Raw genomic sequence first — 23,348 nt, forward strand, 5'->3', positions numbered from 1 at the left:
GCGGCGATGGCGAGCGACACGCTGACGACCTGCCTGTGGTTCGACCACGGCGAAGCCCGCAGGGCCGCGGAATTCTACGCCGCGACCTTTCCCGACAGCCATGTCGGCGCCCCCATGAACGCCCCATCGGATTTCCCCGGCGGGTCCGCGGGCGACGAACTCACGGTCGCGTTCACGGTGCTCGGCCGGCCGTTCATCGGCCTGAATGGCGGCCCCGCCTTCCGGGCCAATCAGGCGGTCAGCTTCATGGTGCTGACCGAGGATCAGGCAGAGACCGACCGGTACTGGGACGCCATCGTGGGCCACGGCGGTGCGGAGAGCCAGTGCGGCTGGTGCACGGACCGTTGGGGCTTCTCCTGGCAGATCACCCCGCGCGCGCTCCTGCGCGCCAACAGCCACCCCGACAGGGAAGCGGCCCGGCGCGCGTTCGAGGCCATGATGACCATGCGCCGGATCGACATCGCCCGGATCGAGGCCGCCATCCGCGGAGACTCGGCCCATGCGTGAGATCACCGGCTCCCTCTTCCAGTCCCTCGACGGGGTGATCCAGGCGCCGGGCGGATCGGAGGAGGATCAGACCGGCTTCGCGCACGGCGGCTGGACCTTCCCGTATTTCGACGCATCCCTCGCCGCGCCGATGGGCAAGCTGCTCGGAGGCGCTTACGAGCTGCTTCTCGGTCGACGGACCTACGAGATCTTCGCCGCCTACTGGCCGCACAACGCCGATCAGCCCATCGGCGCGACCTTCAACGCGATCCGCAAGCATGTCGTGACCGCGTCCGACGGGGCGCTCGGCTGGAACAACAGCTTCCGGCTCGCTGGCGATCCTGTCGCGGCGATCTCCCGCCTCAAGGAGAGCGACGGGCCCGACCTCCTCATCCAGGGCAGCAGCATGCTCTACCCGGCGCTGCTCCCGGCGGGCCTCATCGACCGGATGGTCCTGATCACCTTCCCGGTCATGCTCGGTCGCGGCAAGCGCTGGTACGCGGACGACCCGTCGGCGGCCCGCACCTGGACGCTGGTCGAGCAGACCCACTCGCCGAAGGGTGTCCACGTCGCGATGCTCGCGCGGGACGGGGCGGTTCGGACCGGCAGTTTCGCCACCAAACCCCCGAGCGCGGACGAGCGCGCGCTCCGCCAGCGCCAGGCGGCGGGTCGCTGGTAGGCAGGCGCCCAGCAGGCCGCCGAGTGAGATCCGGAGGCTCACCGTTCGGCCGGACCAAGATCCGGCGGACCCTGACCACGCATGATCGGAACCGGGTCCCGGCCCTACTTCCTGTCGCCGGGCAGGACCGAGCTCAGCACCTGCCGGGCGGTGTCGGCGAGCAGGTGACGCTCCTTGGGGTCGCCCTTGCCGAGCATCGACATGAAGTTCTTCACCTGGTCCAGCGTGAAGAAGGGCGGCAGCGGCGGCACCTCGGGATCCGTCTTGACCTCCAGCACCACCGGCACCGGGCTCGCCAGCGCCTCGTCCCAGGCCGGGCCGACCCGGGCGGGATCGTCCACGTAGATGCCTTTCAGGCCGATCAGTTCGGCGAACTTGTGATAGGGCACGTTCGGGATGGTCTGGCTCGCCTCGAACTTCGGGTTGCCCTCCATCACCCGCTGTTCCCAGGTGACCTGATTCAGGTCCTCGTTGTTGAACACGCAGCAGATCCAGGTCTTGTTGGACCAGCGGTGCCTGTACTTCGCCACCGTGATCAGCTCGGCCATGTTGTTCATCTGCATGGCGCCGTCGCCGACCAGCGCGATCACCGGCCGGTCAGGATGGGCGACCTTGGCGGCGATGGCGTAGGGCACCGCCGCGCCCATGGAGGCGAGGCCGCCCGAGAGCGAGCACATCTGGCCGCGACGCATCTTCAGGTCGCGGGCGTACCAGTTGGCGCAGGAGCCGGAATCCGACGTGACGATCACCCGCTCGGGCAGGCGCGGCGAGAGCTCCCAGGTGACGCGCTGCGGGTTCACCGGGTCGGCCTTGGCCATGGCCCGATCCTCGGCCTCCTTCCACCAGGAGGCGACGCCCTTCTCGATGCCGGCGCGCCAAGCGCCGCCTTCCTTCTTCTGCTCCAGGAGCGGCAGCAGGGCAGTGAGGGTCTCGGCCGACTCGCCGCAGAGCGGCACCTCCATCGGGTAGCGCAGCGACAGCATCTCAGGGGCGATGTCGATCTGCACGCCGCGGGCCTGCCCCTCCTCGGGCAGGAATTCGGCCCAGGGGAAGCCCGAGCCGATCATCAGCAGCGTGTCGCATTCGGCCATCATGTCGGAGGAGGGCTTGGAGCCGAGGAGCCCGATCGTGCCGGTGACGAAGGGCAGGTCGTCCGGCAGCGCCGCCTTGCCGAGCAGCGCCTTGGCGACGCCGGCCTGGAGCTTGTTGGCCACCGCGATCACCTCGTCGGTGGCGTGCAGCGCGCCCGCGCCCACGAGGATCGCGACCTTCTTGCCGGCATTGAGCACGTCGGCGGCCCGGCGCAGATCGGCGTCGAAGGGCACGACCCGCGGCATCGTGTAGCCGACGCCCGAGAAGGTGTTGCCGTGCTTGCGCACCGGCGCCTCGTAGGGGACGTCCTGCAGGTCGTTGGGCAGGATGATCGCCGCGACCTTCCGCTCGGCCTTGGCGATGCGCATGGCGCGGTCGACGATGTGGCGGACCGAGGCCGGGCTCGCCGCCTGCTGCACGTAGGCGGCGACGTCCTTGTAGACGCTCGTGAGGTCGAGCTCCTGCTGGTAATGCGCCCCGTTGACGTTGCGCGCCTGCTGGCCGGCGATGGCGAGCAGGGGGACGTGGTCCGAATAGGCGTCGTACATGCCGGTGAGCAGGTGCGTCGCGCCGGGGCCGGACGTGGCGAGACACACGCCGACCTCGCCGGTGAACTTGGCGTAGGCGGTGGCCATGAACGCCGCCATCTCCTCGTGGCGGACCTGGATGAACTCGAAGGGCAGGTCGTTGCGCTGGAGCGCGCCGAGGAGCCCGTTGATCCCGTCCCCGGGGTAGCCGAAGATCGTCTTGACGCCCCATTCGGCGAGGCGCTTCCAGAAGAAGTCGGCGACGGCATCGGCCATGGGGGTGCTCCTCGATCCCGCGCGGCCGCGCGTCCCTGCGGAGGGGCGCGCGCCTCGGTACCTGCGCCGGGATTCCTGACTCGGCGCGCTGCGTCGCGCCCTGTGTCACGGGCTAACCGGCGGTCGCCGGGGGCGTTCCTGCCGGATGCGCGGGCGTTCTGACGTTCCCGTGAGGTGGCCGCGACGCGCGGCGCCCTCACCCACCGGCCAGGTCGATGGCGTAGAGGTGCTCCTTCGCGGTGATGAACAGGCGCCGCTCGTCCGGGCCGAAACAGCAATTCGAGCAGGCCTGCGGCGTCGGGATCAGTCCGAGACGATGGCCCTCGGCCGAGAAGACCTGCACCCCGGCCCCCGAACTCGTCCAGACCCAGCCGCGGCGATCGACGCGGAGCCCGTCCGGCACGCCGGGCTCGACCTGGGCGAGGACGCGCCGCTCGCCGAGGTCTCCGTCGGGCCGCAGGGGATAGGCGTAGATCGTGTGCCCGTCCCCGCCCTCCGTGCGCGAGGTGTCGCTGACGTAGAGGATGCGGCCGTCCGGCGAGAAGGCCAGCCCGTTCGGCTGGCCGAGGTCGGCCATGCGCCGCAGGCTGCCGTCGGCGGGGTCGAAGCGGTAGACGCTGTGATGGCCGAGTTCCGACTCGTCGAGCACGCCCTGTTTGGGCTGCCGCAGGCCGTAGGCGGGATCGCTGAACCACAGGGCGCCGTCGGCGGCGCAGGCCACGTCGTTCGGGGCGTTGAAGCGGCGGCCCGCGTAGGTCTCGACCAACGGCGTGGTGCGGCCGTCGGGCGTGGTGCGCGACAGGCGGCGGTTGCCGTGCTCGCAATGGATCAGGTTGCCGGCCCCATCGACGGTGTTGCCGTTGATGAACGGCGTGGCGTCGATCACCACGCGGACGCAGCCGTCCGGATGCCAGCCCAGCACCCGGCGGCCCTCGATGTCCGACCAGACCAGGATGTCCCGCGCGGGCCACCACGTCGGGCCCTCGCTGAACGTCGCCTGATCGTAGAGCGAGACGAGGCGGGCGTGGTGGGGCACCACCGCAGAGAAGCGCGGATCGGAGGCCCGCGGGGGATCGACGTGCGGCACGGGCGCGGGCGGGCCGGGTCGACGCAGGAGGTCCGATGCGGCTTCGGCGTTCATGACACTCCGGCGAATGGCCTGTCGGGGACCGGATCTCGGCGGTCCTCGAGAAAACAATCGCCTTCGTCAGATGTCGTTCGCTCGACCCGGGTGTCGGCGGACCCGACCGATCGGTCCGACCGGAGGCGGCCTCCGCGCGCGTCGACCCAGCCGAGCCCGTCTCGCCCGAACGCCTGCCGCCCGAGATCGAGCCCGCGTTCTCCGACGAGACAAACATAGATCGAGGCCAGGCCCGCCGGCCTCCCCTAGACCTCGACCGACCGACGGATCCGATGTCTCGCGGAGGCGGACGCGCGGAATGGTGCAGATCTTCCGACCGGGCGCCGACGCCGTCGCCCGCTTGGTCCTCGTGTCCCTCGCCGCCGCGCCGGTCTTCGGGGTGGGCCTCGCCTACGCCTACTGGCGCTCGCCCTACGCCACCCAGCAGGACGTGACCCGCGAGCAGCCGGTGCCGTTCAGCCACGAACACCACGTGGGCGGCCTCGGGATCGATTGCCGCTACTGCCACACCTCCGTGGAGAAGGCCGCCTTCCCGGGCATCCCGCCGACCGAGACCTGCATGAGCTGCCACTCGCAGATCTGGACCAACGCGCCGATGCTCGCCCCCGTGCGCACCAGCCTCGCCGAGGGGCGCCCCCTCGAATGGCGCAAGGTCCACACCCTGCCGCACTACGTCTACTTCAACCACGCGGTGCATGTGGCGAAGGGCGTCGGCTGCACCACCTGCCACGGGCCGATCCAGACCATGAAGCTCGTGCGGCAGGTGGCACCGCTCACCATGGGCTGGTGCCTCGACTGCCACCGGAACCCGGGCCCCAACCTGCGCCCCCGCGAGGCGGTGTTCGACGTGACGTGGACGCCGCCGCCCGATCAGAAGGCCGCGGGGGCGCGGCTCGCCGAGGCCTATCACGTCAAGTCGCCGGACCGGCTCAGCGAGTGCTCCATATGCCACCGCTGACCCCGCCGACCCGCCGCACGGCCCTGGGCCTGCTCTCCGCCGGCATCGCGGCGGGGCTCGGCGCCTGCGCGAAACCCTCCGAGGAGCTGGTGCCCTACGTGGTCGAGCCGGAGCGGCTGCTGCCGGGCGTGCCGGTCCGCTACGCCACCGCGCTCTCCCTCGGCGGCTGGGCGCGGGGCGTTCACGCCATCGCGGTGGACGGGCGGCCGATCAAGATCGAGGGCAACCCGCTCCATCCCGCCAGCCTCGGCGCCACCGACGTCTTCGCGGAAGCCGCGATCCTCGACCTCTACGATCCCGACCGCTCCCGCACCGTGACCGAGCGGGAGACCGGCATCGCCTCGTGGGACATGGCCGAGCGGGCCCTGGCCGCGCCCCTGGCGCAGGCGCGCCGGGAGAATGGCAGGGGGCTGCGCCTGCTCACCGGACGCGTCACCTCGCCGACCCTGGCCCGCCAGATCGCGGCCCTGCTGGCGGCGCTGCCGGAGGCGCGCTGGCACGTCCACGAGCCCCTGGACGACACGGCGGCCCTGCGCGGCGCCGATCTCGCGTTCGGCCGCCGCTACCGGACGCTGTCCGATCCCGGCCGGGCCGAGACGATCCTCTGCGTCGGCGCCGACCCGCTCGGGCCCGGGCCGGACCAGATCCGCTTCAGCCGCGCCTTCATGGAGCGCCGCCGGGATCCGGCGCGGTTCGGGCGGCTCTACGTGGCCGAGACCGCGCTGACCCAGAGCGGCATCAAGGCCGATGCCCGCCACGCCCTGTCGCCCCGCGACGCGGGAGGATTGCTCGCCGCGATCGCCAACGGGCTGGGCGCGGGGCTCCCCGTGCCCGATCTGCCGCCGGAGACGGCGCGGTTCGCCCACGCGGTGGCGGCGGACCTGACGCGGGCGGAGGGCCGCGCCCTGGTCCTCGTGGGCGGCGCCCTCGCGCCGGAGCTTCACGCCCTCGGCCACTGGATCAACGGGCGGCTCGAGGCACCCGTCGCCTATCTGCCGCCGGAGGAGGCGGCGCCCGCCGATCTCGCCGCCCTGGCGGCGGATCTCGATCGGGGCGCGGTCACCTGCCTCGCGATCCTCGGCTGCAACCCGGTCCACACGGCGCCCGCCGACCTCGCCCTGGCCGAGCGGATCGGCCGGGCCGGCTTCTCGGTCCATGCCGGGACACACGGCGACGAGACCGCCGGCGTCACGCACTGGCACCTGCCGCTGGCGCACGAGCTCGAGAGCTGGTCGGACCTGCGCGCGCCGGACGGCACGGCGAGCCTCGTCCAGCCGCTGGTGCGGCCCCTCTACGGCGGGCGCTCGGTCCACGAGATCCTGGCGCTCCTCGCCGGAGAACCCGCCACCGCCGGCTACGACCTCGTGCGCGCGACGTGGCGCGACCGGGGCGGGGACGATTTCGAGGGCTGGTGGCGCCGGGCCCTGCACGACGGCGTGATCCCCGCCAGCGCGGCCCTGCCGGTCGCCCCCGGCGCGGCGCGGCTCCCGACCCTGCCGGCGCGCCGGCCCGTCACCGGCCTCGCAGTCGAATTGCGAGCGGATCCCTGCCTCTACGACGGCCGCTACGCCAACAATGCGTGGCTGCAGGAATGCCCGAAGCCGGTCTCGAAGCAGGTCTGGGGCAACGCGCTCGCCCTCTCGGCGGCGGAGGCCGCCCGTCGCGGTCTCGCGGCCGGCGACGTGGTGCGCCTCGGGATGGACGGCCGGACCATCGAGGCGCTGGTCGCGGTCGAATCCGGCGTCGCCGAGGGGGCCGGCGCCCTGACGCTCGGCTACGGGCGCCCCCGCGCCGGAGCGATCGGCAACGGCATCGGCACGGACGGCTACCGCCTCGCCACGGCGGCGTCGCCGCGCCTGCTGGCGGGCGTCAGCGTCGAACAGCTCGACCGCCCGGGCGAGGTGCTGCGCACCCAGAATTACACGCAGATCGAGGGCGAGACCCGGAAACTCTTCCGCCAGATCGCGCTGGCGGACCTGAAGGACACAGAGCCCGAGGGCATCGGCGACGACCGGCCGACCCTGCTCGCCCCCTGGACCGGCGACGCGGACGGCCATGCCTGGGCGATGGTGATCGACACCCACGCCTGCATCGGCTGCAACGCCTGCGTCGTCGCCTGCCAGTCCGAGAACAACGTGCCCGTCGTCGGGCCGGAGGAGATCGCCCGGGGTCGGATGATGCACTGGCTGAGGGTCGACCTCTACGATTCCGGGACGCCCGAGGCGGTGAATGCCGGCTTCCAGCCGGTGCCGTGCATGCATTGCGAGCACGCGCCCTGCGAGCCGGTCTGCCCGGTGGCGGCCTCGGTCCATGACGGCGAGGGGTTGAACCTCCAAGTCTACAACCGCTGTGTCGGGACGCGCTTCTGCGAGGCGAACTGCCCCTACAAGGTCCGGCGCTTCAATTTCTTCGGCTACGCCGACGGCCAGCCCTACGCGACCATGGGCGTCGAGAGCGTCAAGGCGCAGCGCAACCCGAACGTCACGGTCCGCGCCCGGGGGGTGATGGAGAAGTGCACCTACTGCGTCCAGCGGATTGCCAACGCGCGCCAGGACGCCGCGCGCGACGGGCGGCCGATGGGGGCCGTCGCCACCGCGTGTCAGTCCGCCTGCCCGACCCGCGCGATCACCTTCGGCGACCTCGCCCGGCCCGGCGACCCGGTCCTGAGCCTGCGGCAGGATCCACGGCACTACGCCCTGCTGGAGGAGCTGAACACGCGCCCCCGCACCACCTACCTCGCGGATCTCCGCGCCCCGAACCCCGACCTCGGGGGCCGGACATGAGCGGCGACCCGCAGGCCCATCGCTGGATCGCCCCGGCGCAGCTCAGCCACGGCGCGATCTCGGCGGCGATCGCCGACCCGATCCAGAAACGGGGACCGGGCCGGCTCTGGGTCTACGCCCTGCTGGCGACCCTGCCCTTCGTGCTGGTGACGCTCGGCGCCGTCGGCGCGGTGCTCACCGTGGGGATCGGCCTGTCGGGGGTGAACACCACCGTCGTCTGGGGCTTCTCCATCGCCAACTACGTGTGGTGGATCGGCATCGGCAATGCCGGGACGCTGATCTCGTCGATGCTGCTGCTCACGCGCCAGCGCTGGCGCGCCTCGATCAACCGCTTCGCCGAGGCGATGACCCTGTTCGCCGCCGGGATCGCCGGCATCTTCCCGATCATCCATCTCGGGCGGCCGCTCTACGCCTACTGGCTGGCGCCCTACCCCAACACCATGGATCTCTGGCCGCAATGGCGCTCGGCGCTGGTGTGGGATTTCTGGGCGATCCTCAGCTACATCCTGTTCTCGGCCCTGTTCTGGTTCACCGGCCTGCTGCCCGACCTCGCGACGATGCGCGACCGGGCCACGACCCGGCGGGGCCAGGTGATCTACGGCGCCCTGGCGCTCGGCTGGCGCAACTCCGCCCGGCACTGGCAGGTCTACGAGACCTTCCACAAGACCATGGCGGCGCTGGCCGTTCCGCTGGTCTGCTCGGTGCACTCGATCGTCGGCCTCGACTTCGCCGCGAGCCTCATGCCCGGCTGGCAGGAGAGCATCTTCCCACCCTACTTCGTCGTCGGTGCCATGTATTCGGGCTTCGCGATGGTCGTGATGATCGCGATCTTCGTCCGCTGGGGCCTGAACCTCCAGGCGGTGATCACGCCGGCCCATTTCGACGTCATGGGCAAGGTCATGCTCTTCGCCAGCGTGGTGATGACCCTGTCGTACGCCACCGAATGGTTCACCGCCTGGTACGGGGGCGAGCATCCCGACCGGGACGTCGTGCGCTACTTCTTCGCGGGTGATTACCGCTGGCTGTACTACGCCCTGATCGTCTGCAACTGCGTCGTGCCGCAGGCCCTGTGGTTCCCGTTCGCGCGCCGCAACCTCTGGGTGCTCGCGGGGATCGCGGTCGTGATCAATGTCGGGATGTGGTTCGAGCGCATCCTGATCGTGTGGAACACGCTCTCGCACGGCCACGCGATGAGCCTGTGGCGCACCTACCATACGAGTCTCTACGACCTCGCGATCCTGTTCGGGCCCCTCGGCCTGTTCGTGCTCGGCTTCCTGGTGCTGGTTTGGATCTTCCCCGCGGTCTCGATGCACGAGGTTCGGCAGCTCAGCCACGAGGCGGGGGCCGCCGCATGAGTGCCGCCAGCCGCGCGCCGCTCCTCGCCGAGTTCGAGACCCCCGACGCCCTGGCGCGGGCCCTGCGCCTCGTGCGCGGCGACGGCCACCGGCCGCTGGACGCCTACACGCCCTTCCCGCTGGAGGAGCTGTCCGGCGCGCTCCCGCCCGCGCGCAACCCCGTGCGGTTCGTGATGGCCGTGGCGGGGTTCGGCGCGGCGGCCGCGATGTACGGGCTGCAATGGTACAGCGCGGTCGTGGATTATCCGCTGAATTCCGGCGGCCGGCCGCTCCATTCGTGGCCGGTCTTCACCCTGGTGCCGTTCGAGTTCGGAGTGCTGGCGGCGGCCGTCGCGGGCTTCGCCGCGATGCTCTGGGCCTGCGGCCTGCCGCGGCTCAACCACCCGGTCCACGACATGCCGCAGTTCGAGCGGGCGAGCCAGGACCGCTTCCTGCTCCTCGTCGCGCCGAAAGCCGAGCCCGCAGCGCTGCGGCGGCGGCTGGAGGAGGCCGGCGCGGTCCTCGTGTCCGAGTTGCGGGCATGAGGGCCGCCCTCCTCCTCGCCGCCTTGCCGGCCCTGTGCCTCGCGGCCTGCGACGACCAGTCGATGCGGGTGCAGAACCGCTACGAAGTCTACGGCAAGGCGCCGCTCTTTCCCGGGGGCGCCGAGGCGCAGACGCCGCCCGATGGAACGGTGGCTCAGGGTGACCTCGCCGTCGCGGACGGTCTCGCCACGCCGCCGCATCTCGACGCGGCCCTGCTGGCCCGGGGCCGGGAGCGCTACGAGGCGATCTGCACCCCCTGCCACGGCTATACCGGCGCGGGCGACGGCATGGTCGTGCAGCGGGGCTTTCCGCCGCCGCCCTCCTACCAGGAGGATCGCCTGCGCGCGGCGCCCGCCCGGTACTTCGTGGACGTGATCACCCGAGGCTACGGGGTGATGTACCCCTACGCCAACCGCGTGGAGCCCCGCGACCGCTGGGCGATCGCCGCCTACATCCGCGCGCTGCAGCTCTCCCAGGGAGCCCGCGTCGCGGCGGTGCCGGGCCTCGCGGAGCACCTGCCATGATGGACGCCCTCGCCCGGGGCTGGCTCGTCGCGTGGCTCGTCTGGAGTGCGGTGCCGGTGGGCAGCCTCGTCCTGATGCTGATCCACGGCGTGACCGGTGGACGCTGGGGCGAGGCCCTGGCCCCCGCCCTGCGCCCGGCCGCCGCCCTGGTGCCGCTCGCCGGCCTGGCCTTCCTCGGCGTCGCGCTCGGCCTGCCCGCCCTCTATCCCTGGGCGGCCGAGGCAGGGAGGGTGAAGCCGGACGTCGCCCGGCTCTATCTCGATCCGGCCCTGTTCGACCTGCGGGCGGCGCTCGCGCTCGCCGGCTGGTCGGCCCTCGCCCTCCTCTACATCGCCGGGCGCTGCGGGCCGCTGGTCGCGGCTCTGGGCCTGAGCTTCTACGGGCTCACGATCAGCCTCGTGGCCGTGGACTGGATCCTCTCGGTCGAGCCGCATTTCACCTCGTCCGCCTTCGCGGCGGGGATCGCCCTGCACCAGATCCTGGCGGCCCTCGCCTGGGCCGCTGTCGCGAGCCCGCCGGGGCTCGACGAGGCCCGCGCCGCGGACCTCGCCGGGCTGATCCTCGCGAGCCTGCTCGGCGTCCTCTACCTCGGCCTGATGTCCTACATCGTCGCGTGGTACGGCGACCTGCCCGCCAAGGCGGCGTGGTACCTGAAGCGCGGCACCGGGGCCTGGGTCGCCGTGCTCGCCGCCGCCGTCGCGCTCGGCGGGATCCTCCCCTTCGCGGCCCTGCTCTTCGCGAGGCTGCGCCGGAGCGCCGCCGCCCTGCGGGTCGTCGGGCTCCTCGTGCTGGTCGGAATCGCCCTGCACCTCGCGTGGTACGTGCTCCCGGCCTACGGCGCGGATGCGGGGCTCGCCGCCCTCTTCGCCGTGCCGGGCCTCGCCCTGCTCGCCTCCGCCTCGCGGCCGGTCGGCCGCCGCGTCGCCCGCATCCGCGCCGCCGGGAGGCCGCGCCATGTCTGACCGAGCGCCTGACCGAGCGCCTGACCGAGCATGCGACCGACCGGTGCCTCCGGCCGAGGGCCAGCTCCACACCGGCGTCCACGACGACGCGGTCGGCCATGCCCGCCCCGGCACGGAGGCGCCCGTCCTGGCCCTGCGCCCGGTGCTGCTGACCGGCCTGTTCATCGTGGTCTTCGTGGGCGCGACGCTGGCGGGCCTGCGCGTCTACTACACCCGCACCGTGACCCTGCCGCTGATGCGGCCGCCGCGCGATGTCCCCGAGCCCCGCCTCCAGCGTGCCCCGGCGCGCGACCTCGACGCCTTCCTGAGGGAGCAGAAGGCGCGGCTCACGGGCTATGCCTGGATCGACCGCGAGAAGGGCATCGCCCGCATGCCGGTCGACGCGGCGATGGCCCGCCTGGCGGCGCAGGGCGATGCCGGCTTCGCCGCGCCCCTCCAGCCCGAGCGGGTGCCCCCTCTCGGCAGCCGGGGCGGCGCCTCGGGCGCCCTGCCCTCCCCCGACGGGCAGCCCGGCAGCGCGCAGCGCGCCGCCTCCGAGGGGGAGCGCTGATGGAATCCCTCCTGCCCGCTTGGCTGATGCCGGTGGCGGCCTCGACGCAGGCCGCCAAGGTCGACCGGATCTTCATCGGCCTCACGATCATCTCCGCGCTGATCGTGCTCCTCGTGGTCGGCCTCGTGGTGACCTTCGCGATCCGCTACCGGCGGGGGTCGAAGGCCGACCGCGGGCCGCTGCCGGAAGTGGTCTCCCGCGAGTTCGAGATCGGCTGGACCGCCGCCACGCTGTTCGTGTTCGTCTTCATCTTCTGGTGGGCTGCGTCGGCCGAGATCACCGCCTTCTCGCCGCCCAAGGACGCGCTCGAGGTCCACATCATCGGCAAGCAGTGGATGTGGAAGGCGCAGAGCGCCAACGGCGCCCGCGAGATCAACGAGCTGCACGTGCCGGTGAACGCGCCGGTGCGCCTCGTCCTGACCTCGCAAGACGTGATCCACTCCTTCTACATCCCGGCCTTCCGGCTGAAGCGCGACGCGGTGCCCGATCAGACGACCGAGGCGTGGTTCCAGGCCACCAAGACCGGCACGTTCCAGCTGATGTGCACCGAATATTGCGGCACCGACCACGCCCGGATGCTCGGCCGGGTGATCGTGATGGAGCCGCAGGACTACGCGTCCTGGCTCTCGGCCCAGCCGGAGGGCGACGACCTCGCCCACCAGGGCGAGCGCCTGTTCTCGGCCCGGGGCTGCTCGGGCTGCCACGCCCCGGGCTCGTCGGTCCACGCCCCGAGCCTCGCCGGCATCTGGGGGCAGGCGGTGCAGCTCGCGGGAGACAAGCGCGCGACGGTCGACGCGGCCTATATCCGCGACTCGATCCTCCAGCCGGCCCGGGACATCGTGGCGGGCTACGCGCCGGTCATGCCGAGCTACGCCGGCCTGCTGTCGGACGGGGAGATCCAGGAGCTCACCGCCTATATCCGCTCGCTGGGCGCGGGCCCGCGGGTGATCCGCACGCCCGGCCTGCCGCCCCTGTCGTCGCGGGTTCCCGGCACCGCGCCCGCCCGCAGCCCCGCCATGGTGCCGGGCGCCCCCGTCTCCGACACCCCGGCCCCCGCCGGACCGGCGGTGCGGCCGTGACCCCGTCCCGGCGACCAGGAGAGCGCGCATGAGCAGCCGCGTCGCGCAGAGCCCCCTCAGCCTCGCCGACCCGGACGAGCTGGCCCTCGGCCTGCCCGAGAGCTACCTCGCGGCCGGGAGCACGCTCGGATCGTGGCTCACGACCACCGACCACAAGCGCATCGCGATCCTCTACGCGCTGTCGGTGACCCTGTTCTTCTTCATCGGGGGCGCGGCCGCCACGATGGTGCGGCTGGAGCTGTTCACGCCCCAGGCCGACCTCGTCGGCGCCGACACCTACAACAAGCTGTTCACGCTCCACGGCGTGATCATGGTGTGGTTCTTCCTGATCCCGTCGATCCCCACCACGTTCGGCAACTTCCTGCTGCCCCTGATGATCGGCGCGCGGGACCTCGCCTTCCCGAAGCTCAACCTCGCGAGCTGGTACCTCAACGTCGTCGGCGGGCTGATCACCGCCGCCGCCGTCGTGGCGGGCGGCATCGACACCGGCTGGACCTTCTACGTCCCCTATTCCACCACCTTCTCCAACACCGCCGTCACGGTGGGCGTGCTCGGCGTGTTCGTCTCCGGCTTCTCGACCATCGCCACGGGGGTGAACTTCATCGCGACCACGCACCTGCTGCGGGCGCCGGGGATGACGTGGTTCCGTCTGCCGCTCTTCGTCTGGGCCATGTACACGACGAGCCTGATCTTCGTGCTCGCCACCCCCGTGCTGGCCCTGACGCTGCTCCTCGTCGTGGCCGAGCGCAGCCTCGGGCTGCCGATCTTCGACCCCGCGAAGGGCGGCGACCCGATCCTGTTCCAGCACCTGTTCTGGTTCTACTCGCACCCGGCCGTCTACATCATGCTCCTGCCGGGCATGGGTATCGTCTCGGAGGTGATCACCTGCTTCGCGCGGCGGCGGATCTTCGGCTACGAGTTCATGGTCTACGCGCTCGTGGCCATCGCGGTGATCGGCTTCTTCACCTGGGGCCACCACATGTTCACCTCGGGCATGTCGCCCTACGCGGCCCTGATCTTCTCGTTCCTGTCCTTCGTGGTCGCCGTGCCCTCGGCGATCAAGGTGTTCAACTGGACCGCCACCCTCTATCGCGGGCAAGTCGGGTTCGAGTCGCCGATGCTCTACGTGCTGGGCTACATCGGCCTGTTCACGGTGGGCGGCCTGACGGGGCTGTTCCTCGCCTCGATCCCGATCGACGTGCACGTGCAGGACACGTATTTCGTCGTGGCGCACTTCCACTACATCATGGTCGGCGCGACCGTCTCGGCCTACTTCGCCGGGCTGCACTTCTGGTGGCCGAAATTCACCGGTCGAATGTACCCGGAGACCTGGGCGAAGTTCGCAGCCGTGCTGATGTTCTTCGGATTCAACCTGACCTTCTTCCCGCAATTCATCGCGGGCTACCTCGGCATGCCGCGGCGCTACCACGTCTACCCGCCGGAATTCCAGCTCTGGAACGTGCTCTCCTCCTCCGGCGCCGCGGTGCTGGCGGCGGCCTACCTGATGCCGCTCGGCTATCTGACGTGGTCGCTGTTCTTCGGCGCGCGGGCGGTGAACGATCCGTGGAACGCCGCGGGCCTCGAGTGGCGCACCACCTCGCCGCCGCCGCGGGACAACTTCGTCGGTCGACCGGCCGTGCTCGGCAAGCCCTACAACTACCACCCGGAGGGCGCGGTCCCCCTCCAGGACCAGCCGCGCGTCCCCTCGCAGGGCTCGCTGACATGAGCGATCCCGCCGTCGCCCCCGACGCCCTGCTCCGCGAACCGTGGGACGGGCTGAAGCTCCCCGAGGACGCGGCGCTGTCCGCCCAGCGCTTCGGCGCAACCTTCGGCATCTGGATCTTCATCGCCAGCGAGGTGCTGTTCTTCGGGGCCCTGTTCCTGTTCTACGCCGCCGTGCGGCTGGAGCACGCCGAGGCCTTCGCGCAGGCCGCCCGGGAGACGAACATCGTCTACGGCACCCTCAACACCGCGATCCTCCTGACCAGCGGGCTGACCGCCGCCGTCGCCTCGCGCGCCTCCGACCACCCGTCCCTGCGCCGCCTGACGCTGTGGTGCCTCGCGGCGACCGCGCTCCTCGGCCTCGCCTTCCTGGCCGTGAAGGGCCTGGAGTATCGCGAGGACATCGCCGAGCACCTCGTGCCGGGAGCGGCCTTCAAGCTCGAGGAGCCCGCCACGCAGCTGTTCTTCGGCTTCTACTGGCTGTCGACCGGCATTCACGGCCTCCACCTGATGATCGGCGTCGGGATCGTCGCGCGGCTGGTCCGGATCGGCTGGCGGGACCCCGGGCGCCTGCCCGGAAGCCCGCAGGTCGAGGTCGCGACGCTCTACTGGGGGTTCGTCGACATGGTCTGGCTGTTCCTCTATCCGGCTCTCTACCTCGTGGGGCGCGCGGGATGAGCGCCCCCGTCTCCGCGGGCGCGATCTGGCGCCGCGTGCTGCCGGTCTGGCTCGGCCTGATGGCGCTGCTGGCGGTCGGCTGCGCGCTCGCCTACGTGCCGCTGGGCGCCTGGAACCCGGCGGTGAGCTTCGCCCTCGCCGCCACGCAGGCCGGTCTCGTGGCCCTCCTGTTCATGCGCCTCGTCCGGGCCCCGGCCCTGATCCGCCTGACGGCCGCCTGCGGCCTGTTCTGGTCGGCGATCCTGTTCACGCTGACCCTGGCCGACGTGCTGAGCCGCCTCGCGCGGACCTGACGCCGTCTCAGCCCGCCCGCTTCACCGTGATCTTGCCGCTGGGCTCCAGGGTGATCCGGGCGGTCTCGCCGACGCTGTCGATCCCCGCCTGCCGCAGCGCTTCCGCGAGATCCGCCGCGCTCACCGACTGGCGCAGCCGGGCGGCTTCGTCGAGCCGTCCGCCGCGGCTCAGATCGATCGCCGCACCCTCGACGAGCCACGCCAGACGCGGGGACCGCGTCGCGCCCTGCGCGAGCAGCCAGTGGAGCAGCACGAGGATCGTGCTCGCCGCCATCGTGCCGAACAGCGGCGCGCTTCCGGTCAAGGCCCGGCTGAGGGAGGAGCCGAGCATGATCGACACGACGATATCGAGCACCGACCACTTGCCGAAGGTCCTCCGGCCCGAGAGCCGCATCAGCAGCAGCCCGTAAGCGAAGATGAGCACGGCGCGCGCATTCCTGCCAGAGGGTCAGGTCGCGGCCGGTGCCGAAGAGGGTGTCGAGGAACATCGCGGTGACCTCTGGGTGCCCGAATCCTCCGACAGCGCAACCGCCCTGCCGCGGGATCCCACGGGCCGCAGGCGCGGCCTGGAAATAGGTCACCTGAAATCGACCCGAGGCACTCCGTCCGCACGCGGGCCGATCCGATCGGGCGGAATGCCATCGGCGCTTACCGAAAGCGGTCAGTATCGCGCCTTCTCCGGCAAGGGTTACTGTGCTCGTCCCGGCCCGTCCCTCAAACCCAATCGCAAAGCCATCGCGAGCAGGGCGCTCAGCGTGATCCAGTCACCGCCATCGATCCGCCAGCGGGCGAAGTCGTCATCCGGTTCAACCGTGTAGCCGTGACACTGAAGGACCGCGACCGCGTCGAGCACTGGGTCATCGCTTTCGTCTACGCGGGTATTCTTTCGGTCACGAGCGTGGGTCATGGCTGCGGCTCACCACATCCGCGATCTGGAACAGGAGGTCGCCCACGACGCTGATCGGCAGCAGGACGCAGAACTCACTGTCGTCGGGCGAGCGCAATCGAACCGCCAGCGTGTCGCCGCCGTCGATGATCTCGACTGATCGCACGCCCGCGGCTCCCAGTACGAACGGGACCTCGTTGTACGACGCCGTCATCCTGAGGCCGATCACGCGGCTTCCGTCTCGAGGGCGACGTCGGCCAGATAGGCCGCTAGGCGCGCGCGAGCCTGAAAGTCCGACGCTTCGATGACGAAGCCCGCACCGCCGGGGGACGTGTCAAAGCGTCGAAGAACGGATTCGGCCTTGAGCGCAGCCTCTCGCTCAGTCGTCGCGAGGAGGATGCGCCGGTCGCCGTTGATACAGATCGTGATGCGGAATGGAGCGCGCTTCATGCCTGGACCGCCTAGATCTTCTCGCCGCGCTATCGCGATCGATTGGTCCAGTTACGGTCAAGCTGGCAAAACCGTTCCTCGAGCCGAGCGGGGATTTCTGGTCGCGTCATTCGCGGCGGTCTCCATCAGGCTCACACTCGGCGCACCCGTTAGAGCGCCGGGGGGATGCGTTCCAACGATCTGGCATTCGCCATCGTCCAGGTCGACGGAGGCTGAGGCCCAGCCCTCGATCAAAGATGGAGACGCAGGTCGGCTCAACGGCCCGCGCGCAGATGACGGCCGCGCGCGGCACTCCGACCGGCTTCTCAGCCGAACCCCGGACATCGGCAAGCTCAAGATCCGTGAGGAGCACGAACTCCGGGAAGCGCCGGAGCGATCGAACCGGCGCCCGTGATGGACCGCGTGTCGCCTCGGTCACAGCCGGCACGCCCATGCGGTGACCGCGCTGAGGCTGCGATAGCGACTGGACGCGAGGCACTCGCGCAGCCGCCGCGCCCTCTTCGTGGATGATCGAGACGATCACGGTGCATCTCACGGGCATCGCCGGAGTGATCCATCTTCGGATTGGCCTTTACGATACAGCTGACACAGCGCGATCTCCCTGCTCGGGGTAGGCTCAGGTGAGGAAGCGCTTGAGGCGCTTCCGCCGTCCGGAACGGATCGCTCAATCGTTCGGAGGCGACATCGGCGGATAGCCAAGGACTATCGGATGGATACAGCCTCGGTGGGCAGCCGGTGAGGGGGTCATTCAAGGAGACGAGGAGCGGCGCGAGCGACCACCGCGGCTGTGTCTGCTTCGGTGTCTCGATCGACCAGAAGCGGACGGGCAGACAGCCACCCGCCTCGGACGCCGAGGGGAGGTGCCAACCATCAGGCGCCGCCCCCTCAATCTGACCGACTTTGGTCGTCTTCGAAGCACCGCTGATCGTCGGCGCGGTGTTCCCAGCCCCGCCGACGCTGGTAACGCTCCCCACCATCAACGCATTTGTGAAGTGTCGGGCGCCGGCGTCGGGCAACCAATGCCGTGCGGTGTCCGTCGAGAAAACGAATTGCCACCGGGTCACCGTCGCGCAGCGACGCCGTTCCCGACCCGCATCGAGCCGGAGCCGACCATGCCGTCAGCCGCCCGCAAGGCCGTCCTGTACCGGATGGTCACCCCCGAACACACGTGCCCCTACGGCCTGAAGGCCAAGGACCTGCTTGAACGCCAGGGTTTCGAGGTCGAGGATCACCTCCTGACCGACCGGGCCGAGACCGACCGCTTCAAGGCCGAGCACCAGGTCACGTCGACGCCGCAGACCTTCATCAACGGCGCGCGCGTCGGCGGCTTCGACGACCTACAGCGCCACTTCGGCAAGGCCGCCAACGATCCGAACAAGCCGACCTACACGCCCGTCATCGCGGTCTTCTCGATGACGGCGCTGATGGCCTTGGCGGCCAGCTACGCCGTGTACGGCACGCCGCTGACGATGCGCGCGGCGGAGTGGTTCGTCGCCTTCAGCATGTGCGTGCTCGCCCTGCTGAAGCTCCAGGACGTCGAGTCGTTCTCCTCGATGTTCCTGGGCTACGACCTGCTCGGGCGGCGATGGGTCCGCTACGCCTACGCCTACCCGTTTCTGGAGGGGATCGCGGGTGTCCTGATGGTGGCGGGCGCGCTGAACTGGATCTCGATCCCGGTGGCCCTGTTCATCGGCACGGTCGGGGCGGTGTCGGTGTTCAAGGCGGTCTACGTCGATCAGCGAGACATCAAATGCGCTTGTGTGGGCGGGGCGAGCAAGGTGCCGCTCGGCTTCGTCTCGCTGACTGAGAACGTGATGATGGTCGCGATGGCCCTTTGGATGCTGGCGATGCACCACTGAGCGCCGCCCACGCCAGCCCGTCGAGCCGCCTGAACCGTGCGCAGTCGCCGATGGCGCAGGCATCATGCCAGGTCGCGGCCAAGCTTCGTGAGGTCGCGGCCCAGTGACGGGCATCCAGCCTCGCGGACGTACCCCATGGGACCGCTCCGCCCCGTGCACCGTCTCCGGTCGGTGACCGGCGGCATCCGGGGACGAGGCAGGCGTTTGATGGTTCGCGGACTGTCACTGGCCGTGCTCGGGGTGATGACGCTGGCGGGCGACGTCTTTGCGGCCCCCTAGCCCGCCCTGGCCGACCCGCCGCCACCGCAGTTCGGCGGCTGCGGACACAGGGACGTGCGCACCTGCGAGGAGCGCCGATACGTCGGCTTCGGCGGATACGGCTGCGGCCGCTGGTGAGGCGGCATCCGAAGCGGCCGCGGGGCCGACGATGACCGAAGCGTTTTCGGGCCGCCGCCGGCTCAGCTTGGTTTGATGACCGGCCGCGCCTCGCCCTCCCCGCCGCGAAGCCCCATCGGCACACCGTAGGGCGGTGGCATCGCCGCTTTCCGTCCAGGCTGCCGACCAGGCCTCGCTCTCCAATAAAGCCCCAGCCGACGATGGAACGGTCCCTTCGGGAGCGCCGTTCCTGGCCGCGCGTCACGCCAGCACGTGACCGACCTCGGGCGAGGCCACCCCGCGCAAGTCGACGCCTGCCGCTTCGAAGGCAAAACCGGCTCCAGAGCGGGTTTCTCCTCGCGACACACTCATGCTCAACACGATGAATCACGCACATTCCGCTGCCGTTAGTGTTGGCATCGTGCGCGGATATTGCCGTTTTTGCTGGAACGGTTTGCGCAATCTGCCCGTTTCAGCGCCGTACGATCATTCAATCGGAGATTCTACATGCTGAAGCACGTTCGCGTCGCCGCCCTCGCGACGACCTTCGTCATCGGCGGTGCGGCCATGGCCCTCGCCCAGTCGTCCTCGACCGTCGGCACGGGCGGTTCCTCGGCGGGCGGCGGGACCAGCTCCTCCACCGTGGGCACAGGCGGTTCCTCCTCGGGCTCCGGCACCGGCTCCGGCTCGTCCTCGACGCTTGGCACCGGCGGCTCGTCGGCGGGCGGCGGGACCAGCTCCTCCACGGTGGGCACGGGCGGCTCGTCCGCGGGTTCCGGCTCCGGCTCGTCCTCGTCGATGGGCACCGGCGGTTCCTCGGCGGGCAAGGGCACGAGTTCCTCGTCGATGGGCACGGGCGGTTCCTCGTCCGGGATGTCGGACGGCGCGGGCAAGTCGGGCAGCGCCCCGGGCCATGACAAGAGCGGCCCCGGCAACTCCGAGAACGCCCCGGGCCACAACAAGCGCTGACCCTCGGCGGGTGCAAGCACCGGGCGCGGTCCGGGAGGATCGCGCCCTCCTTGTCTTCGAGGAGACCGGAACATGCCTCGCCTGATCATGCCGTTACTCTGCGGCACTTTCATTCTCGCCGGCTCGGTCGCGGGCCACGCCCAGACCAGCACGGTCACGACCGGCCCGAACGGCGTCTCCGGGAGCACGACCGTCACCACCGGCCCGAACGGCAAGCCGTGCAAGGTCGTGCATTCCGACGGGGCTGGCGACACCGGCTCGATGTCGAGTTCCGTCACGGCCGGTCCGGGCGGCGTCAGCAGTGCGACCACGGGCGGCCCCTCGGTGACGACGAAATCCGGCAACGGATCGAGCAGCAGCTCGGCCTCCAGTTCGAGTTCCGGCGGCACGACCATGACGACCACCGGAGACGGCGACTGCGTCGTCACCGTCCCGAAGGGGAAGTGAGGATCACATGACGACCAAACACATCGTTCCGCTCGCGGCCCTCGGGCTCCTCGTCGCACCGGCGCTCGCGTTCGCCCAGTCCAGCGCCACCGGGGGCTCGGCCGGCTCGGCCGCGGCCGGCGGCACGTCGGCCTCGACCGTCGGCACCGGCGGCACCTCGACCGGCGCAGACGGGTCGACGGGTTCGTCGCTCGCGACCGGCGGAAGCGCGGCGGGCGGCAAGACCAACGATCGTTCGCACGTCAACGGGACCGGGAACGGAGGACTCAACGGGCAGTCGAAGGCGATGGCCCACGACGGCGGGACCTTCTCGAAGTCGCACACGAAGACGAAGGTCCGCGACGGCGAGGTGGAGTCCCGCACGAAGACCATGGCGCACGAGCCGGGGTCGAAGCCGGTGAAATCGACCACCACGACCGGCCGGTGACGGCGTCGTCCCGGCGGATCGACTCGCGGGCGCGCGTGCCGGCGATGGGGTGGGACGAGGCGACCATCTGACGACACTCCCGATGGGCCGGCGCCGCGCTGATGGCCGTGCGGTCCATGCTGCCGTTCCAGCTTCCCACTCGAAGCGGCTCGGCCCGGACGACGCGCTCGAGAAAAGGCGTGACGACATCGATCGCCGGGCCATGCCGCGAATGAGCCGAAGCTCGCGCAACGAGGTTGTCCCAACGGTGTGCCGCACGAGGTCGGCGCAGCGACGAGGAATTCACGCCGCATGCCTGTCGACGACGCCCTGCCACGCCAACCCGCCCAGGTCCCGCCGCCGCTCGTCCCGGGCCTGCGCGGGCTGCTGACTCTCGCGGTCGGCGTCGTGCTCGTCGCGGCGCTCTACTTCGGGCGCGAGGTTTTCATCCCCCTCGTCCTGGCCGTGCTGCTCAGCTTCGTCCTCGGGCCGGTCGTCAACCTGCTGCGGAAGGCCAAGCTCGGGCGCGTACCCTCGGTCATCGTCGCGGTCCTGCTGGCCCTCGGCGTTCTCGGCGGCATCGCCGCCGTCATCGGCACCCAGGTCGCCGGGCTCGCCGGTAACCTGCCGCAATATCAAGCCACCGTGCAGAGGAAGGTCGCGGGCCTGCAGCAGGGCTGGCTGGGCGAGGCCAACCGCATCCTCCAAAAATTCAACCACCAAGTGCACGACGTGACCCAGAAGGCGGACGCAGCCGGCACGACCGCCGCGACCGGACCGGCGGGCGAGACGCCCAAGGCGCAACTGGTGCGCGTGGAGCAGCCCGAGCCCTCGCCCTTCGCGCTGGCCGAGAAGGTCCTGGGACCCATCGTCTCACCGCTGACCGACGTCGGTATCGTCCTCGTCGTGGTCGTGTTTCTCCTCCTGCAGCGCGAGGACCTGCGCAATCGCATGATCCGCCTGTTCGGATCGAGCGACCTGCACCGCACGACGGTGGCCATGGACGACGCGGCCGGCCGCCTCGGCACCTACTTCCTCGCTCAGCTCGGCATGAACGCGACGTTCGGGGTGATCGTCGGGATCGGCCTCTGGTTCATCGGCGTGCCCAACCCGCTCCTGTGGGGCGTGTTCTCGGCGATCATGCGCTTCATCCCCTATATCGGTGCCATCGCCTCCGGCATCCTGCCCGTGGCCTTGGCGGCCGCGGTCGACCCGGGCTGGTCGATGGTCATCGCGACCGCGGCGCTCTTCCTCGTCGCCGAGCCGCTCTTCGGGCAGGTGATCGAGCCGCTGCTCTACGGCCACTCCACCGGGCTCTCGCCCTTCGCGGTGATCGTCTCGACCCTGTTCTGGGGCTTCCTGTGGGGGCCCATCGGCCTGATCCTGGCGACCCCGTTCACCGTCTGCCTCGTCGTGCTCGGCCGCCACGTGGACAGCCTGGAGTTCTTCGACGTGCTGCTGGGCGACCGGCCACCACTGACGCCGGTGGAGAACTTCTACCAGCGCATGCTGGCCGGCGACCCGGACGAGGTGCGCGAGGTCGCCGAGGCCATGCTGAAGGACCGCTCGCTCTCCTCGTATTACGACGAAGTGGCGCTCAAGGGCCTGCAACTCGCCGCCAACGACTTCGCGCGCGGGGTGGTGACGCCGGCGCAACTCGACAACATCCGCGCTTCGGCCCGCTCGCTGGTGGAGGACTTCGAGGACCATCCCGACGCGCCACCCGCGGGCGACGACAAGAGGGTGAACCCGAGCGAGACCCCGACCCTGGCCGAGCGGACCCACACCCGTACCGAGGCCGTGCCGGGACAGGCACCGCCGCGGGACACACTGCCTGAGGCGTGGCGCGGGGAGGCACCAGTCCTGTGCGTGGCCGGGCGCGGCCCCCTCGACGAGGCCTCCTCGGCGATGCTGGCCCAGCTGCTGCGCAAGCACGGGCTCGGCGCGCGCGTGACGCCCTACCGGGCGGTCTCGCGCGAGGGCATCCGCGACCTCGACGTGACCGGCGTCGCCATGGTGTGCATCTCCTACCTCGACATCACCGGGAACCCGGCGCATCTGCGCTATCTCCTGGAGCGGGTGAGGCGCCGGGCGCCGGGCGTCCCGGTCCTGGTCGGCCTCTGGCCGGTCGGCGAGCGGGTGCTCACCGACGCCGCGCTCGGTCGGGAGGTCGGAGCGGACGTCTACGTGTCCTCGCTCCGTGACGCGGTCGAGGCATGCCTCAGGGCGGCCGAAGGCACGACCCGCGGCCCGGGCGTCCGGGATCGAGAGGCCTTCGCCATGATCCGATGAGGGGCCGTCCCGGAGCGGTTCACCGAACCCGGGCT

22 protein-coding genes are annotated in these 23,348 nt (G+C 70.8%); 16 read left to right on the forward strand and 6 right to left on the reverse strand.

Annotated features, from left to right (window positions below):
* Positions 1–6: 6 nt before the first annotated feature.
* Together ACTJK8_RS12680 and ACTJK8_RS12685 are read left to right on the forward strand one after the other, a co-directional pair.
* The gene (locus ACTJK8_RS12680; RefSeq protein WP_029357825.1) at positions 7–507 is read left to right on the forward strand and encodes a VOC family protein; all 501 of its coding nucleotides are present in this window, start codon (positions 7–9) and stop codon (positions 505–507) included.
* Positions 500–1,165, forward strand: a complete 666-nt coding sequence (locus ACTJK8_RS12685) for a dihydrofolate reductase family protein (RefSeq protein WP_440761994.1) — start codon at positions 500–502, stop codon at positions 1,163–1,165. Before ACTJK8_RS12680 ends, ACTJK8_RS12685 begins: the two co-directional genes overlap by 8 nt.
* Before the next feature lie 104 nt (positions 1,166–1,269).
* On the opposite strand, the gene ACTJK8_RS12690 is transcribed toward ACTJK8_RS12685, so the two are convergent.
* On the reverse strand, positions 1,270–3,060 hold the full coding sequence (locus ACTJK8_RS12690; RefSeq protein WP_012329930.1) for a thiamine pyrophosphate-requiring protein: 1,791 nt from the start codon (positions 3,058–3,060) through the stop codon (positions 1,270–1,272).
* Positions 3,061–3,256: 196 nt separating this feature from the next.
* A complete protein-coding gene (locus ACTJK8_RS12695; protein WP_440761995.1) occupies positions 3,257–4,201 on the reverse strand; it encodes an SMP-30/gluconolactonase/LRE family protein in 945 nt (314 codons plus the stop codon).
* Positions 4,202–4,499: 298 nt separating this feature from the next.
* On the opposite strand from ACTJK8_RS12695, the gene ACTJK8_RS12700 reads away from it, so the two are divergent.
* Genes ACTJK8_RS12700 through ACTJK8_RS12750 form a run of 11 tightly spaced genes read left to right on the forward strand, consistent with a single transcriptional unit; the run spans position 4,500 to position 15,629 of the window.
* On the forward strand, positions 4,500–5,159 hold the full coding sequence (locus tag ACTJK8_RS12700; protein WP_024827459.1) for a cytochrome c3 family protein: 660 nt from the start codon (positions 4,500–4,502) through the stop codon (positions 5,157–5,159).
* On the forward strand, positions 5,147–7,942 hold the full coding sequence (locus ACTJK8_RS12705) for a 4Fe-4S dicluster domain-containing protein (RefSeq protein ID WP_043074976.1): 2,796 nt from the start codon (positions 5,147–5,149) through the stop codon (positions 7,940–7,942). The genes ACTJK8_RS12700 and ACTJK8_RS12705 overlap by 13 nt, the downstream gene beginning before the upstream one ends.
* A complete protein-coding gene (gene nrfD, locus ACTJK8_RS12710; RefSeq protein WP_440761996.1) occupies positions 7,939–9,297 on the forward strand; it encodes an NrfD/PsrC family molybdoenzyme membrane anchor subunit in 1,359 nt (452 codons plus the stop codon). The genes ACTJK8_RS12705 and nrfD overlap by 4 nt, the downstream gene beginning before the upstream one ends.
* The gene (locus tag ACTJK8_RS12715) at positions 9,294–9,821 is read left to right on the forward strand and encodes a DUF3341 domain-containing protein (RefSeq protein ID WP_440761997.1); all 528 of its coding nucleotides are present in this window, start codon (positions 9,294–9,296) and stop codon (positions 9,819–9,821) included. The genes nrfD and ACTJK8_RS12715 overlap by 4 nt, the downstream gene beginning before the upstream one ends.
* The gene (locus ACTJK8_RS12720; protein WP_127992980.1) at positions 9,818–10,345 is read left to right on the forward strand and encodes a c-type cytochrome; all 528 of its coding nucleotides are present in this window, start codon (positions 9,818–9,820) and stop codon (positions 10,343–10,345) included. Before ACTJK8_RS12715 ends, ACTJK8_RS12720 begins: the two co-directional genes overlap by 4 nt.
* Positions 10,342–11,307, forward strand: coding sequence for a hypothetical protein (locus ACTJK8_RS12725; RefSeq protein ID WP_012329937.1), 966 nt, complete (start codon positions 10,342–10,344; stop codon positions 11,305–11,307). The genes ACTJK8_RS12720 and ACTJK8_RS12725 overlap by 4 nt, the downstream gene beginning before the upstream one ends.
* Positions 11,300–11,857, forward strand: coding sequence for a hypothetical protein (locus ACTJK8_RS12730; protein WP_058607998.1), 558 nt, complete (start codon positions 11,300–11,302; stop codon positions 11,855–11,857). The genes ACTJK8_RS12725 and ACTJK8_RS12730 overlap by 8 nt, the downstream gene beginning before the upstream one ends.
* Complete coding sequence (coxB, locus tag ACTJK8_RS12735; protein WP_440762054.1) at positions 11,854–12,936, forward strand: cytochrome c oxidase subunit II; 1,083 nt, start codon at positions 11,854–11,856, stop codon at positions 12,934–12,936. Before ACTJK8_RS12730 ends, coxB begins: the two co-directional genes overlap by 4 nt.
* Positions 12,937–12,964: 28 nt before the next feature.
* Positions 12,965–14,662 (forward strand): cytochrome c oxidase subunit I, encoded by a 1,698-nt coding sequence (gene ctaD, locus ACTJK8_RS12740; RefSeq protein WP_012329940.1) that lies wholly within the window; start codon positions 12,965–12,967, stop codon positions 14,660–14,662.
* Positions 14,659–15,336 carry a cytochrome c oxidase subunit 3 gene (locus ACTJK8_RS12745; RefSeq protein ID WP_440761998.1) on the forward strand — a complete coding sequence of 226 codons (678 nt, stop codon included), beginning with the start codon at positions 14,659–14,661 and terminating at the stop codon, positions 15,334–15,336. The genes ctaD and ACTJK8_RS12745 overlap by 4 nt, the downstream gene beginning before the upstream one ends.
* A complete protein-coding gene (locus ACTJK8_RS12750; protein ID WP_440761999.1) occupies positions 15,333–15,629 on the forward strand; it encodes a cytochrome C oxidase subunit IV family protein in 297 nt (98 codons plus the stop codon). Before ACTJK8_RS12745 ends, ACTJK8_RS12750 begins: the two co-directional genes overlap by 4 nt.
* 7 nt (positions 15,630–15,636) lie before the next feature.
* Here the strand turns inward: ACTJK8_RS12750 and ACTJK8_RS12755 are convergent, their stop codons facing one another.
* The 3 genes from ACTJK8_RS12755 to ACTJK8_RS12765 form a co-directional block, all read right to left on the reverse strand.
* Complete coding sequence (locus ACTJK8_RS12755) at positions 15,637–16,053, reverse strand: DUF421 domain-containing protein (RefSeq protein ID WP_440762000.1); 417 nt, start codon at positions 16,051–16,053, stop codon at positions 15,637–15,639.
* Between the two features lie 466 nt (positions 16,054–16,519).
* A complete protein-coding gene (locus ACTJK8_RS12760; RefSeq protein WP_440762001.1) occupies positions 16,520–16,744 on the reverse strand; it encodes a hypothetical protein in 225 nt (74 codons plus the stop codon).
* Positions 16,741–16,965: a hypothetical protein gene (locus ACTJK8_RS12765; RefSeq protein WP_440762002.1), complete on the reverse strand. Its 225-nt coding sequence runs from the start codon at positions 16,963–16,965 to the stop codon at positions 16,741–16,743. The genes ACTJK8_RS12760 and ACTJK8_RS12765 overlap by 4 nt, the downstream gene beginning before the upstream one ends.
* Before the next feature lie 1,112 nt (positions 16,966–18,077).
* Here ACTJK8_RS12765 and ACTJK8_RS12770 point away from each other — a divergent pair.
* On the forward strand, positions 18,078–18,824 hold the full coding sequence (locus tag ACTJK8_RS12770) for a MauE/DoxX family redox-associated membrane protein (RefSeq protein ID WP_012329948.1): 747 nt from the start codon (positions 18,078–18,080) through the stop codon (positions 18,822–18,824).
* A gap of 878 nt (positions 18,825–19,702) precedes the next feature.
* Here the strand turns inward: ACTJK8_RS12770 and ACTJK8_RS12775 are convergent.
* Positions 19,703–20,563 (reverse strand): hypothetical protein, encoded by an 861-nt coding sequence (locus tag ACTJK8_RS12775; RefSeq protein ID WP_440762003.1) that lies wholly within the window; start codon positions 20,561–20,563, stop codon positions 19,703–19,705.
* A 59-nt stretch (positions 20,564–20,622) separates the two neighbouring features.
* Between ACTJK8_RS12775 and ACTJK8_RS12780 the strand changes: the two genes are divergently transcribed.
* Positions 20,623–21,042 carry a hypothetical protein gene (locus ACTJK8_RS12780; RefSeq protein ID WP_012329951.1) on the forward strand — a complete coding sequence of 140 codons (420 nt, stop codon included), beginning with the start codon at positions 20,623–20,625 and terminating at the stop codon, positions 21,040–21,042.
* A 291-nt stretch (positions 21,043–21,333) separates the two neighbouring features.
* A complete protein-coding gene (locus ACTJK8_RS12785) occupies positions 21,334–23,313 on the forward strand; it encodes an AI-2E family transporter (protein WP_440762004.1) in 1,980 nt (659 codons plus the stop codon).
* Positions 23,314–23,348 lie beyond the last annotated feature (35 nt).

Origin of the sequence: Methylobacterium sp. 22177 (genome assembly GCF_052045615.1) — a bacterium.
Classification (GTDB): Bacteria; Pseudomonadota; Alphaproteobacteria; order Rhizobiales; family Beijerinckiaceae; genus Methylobacterium; species Methylobacterium radiotolerans.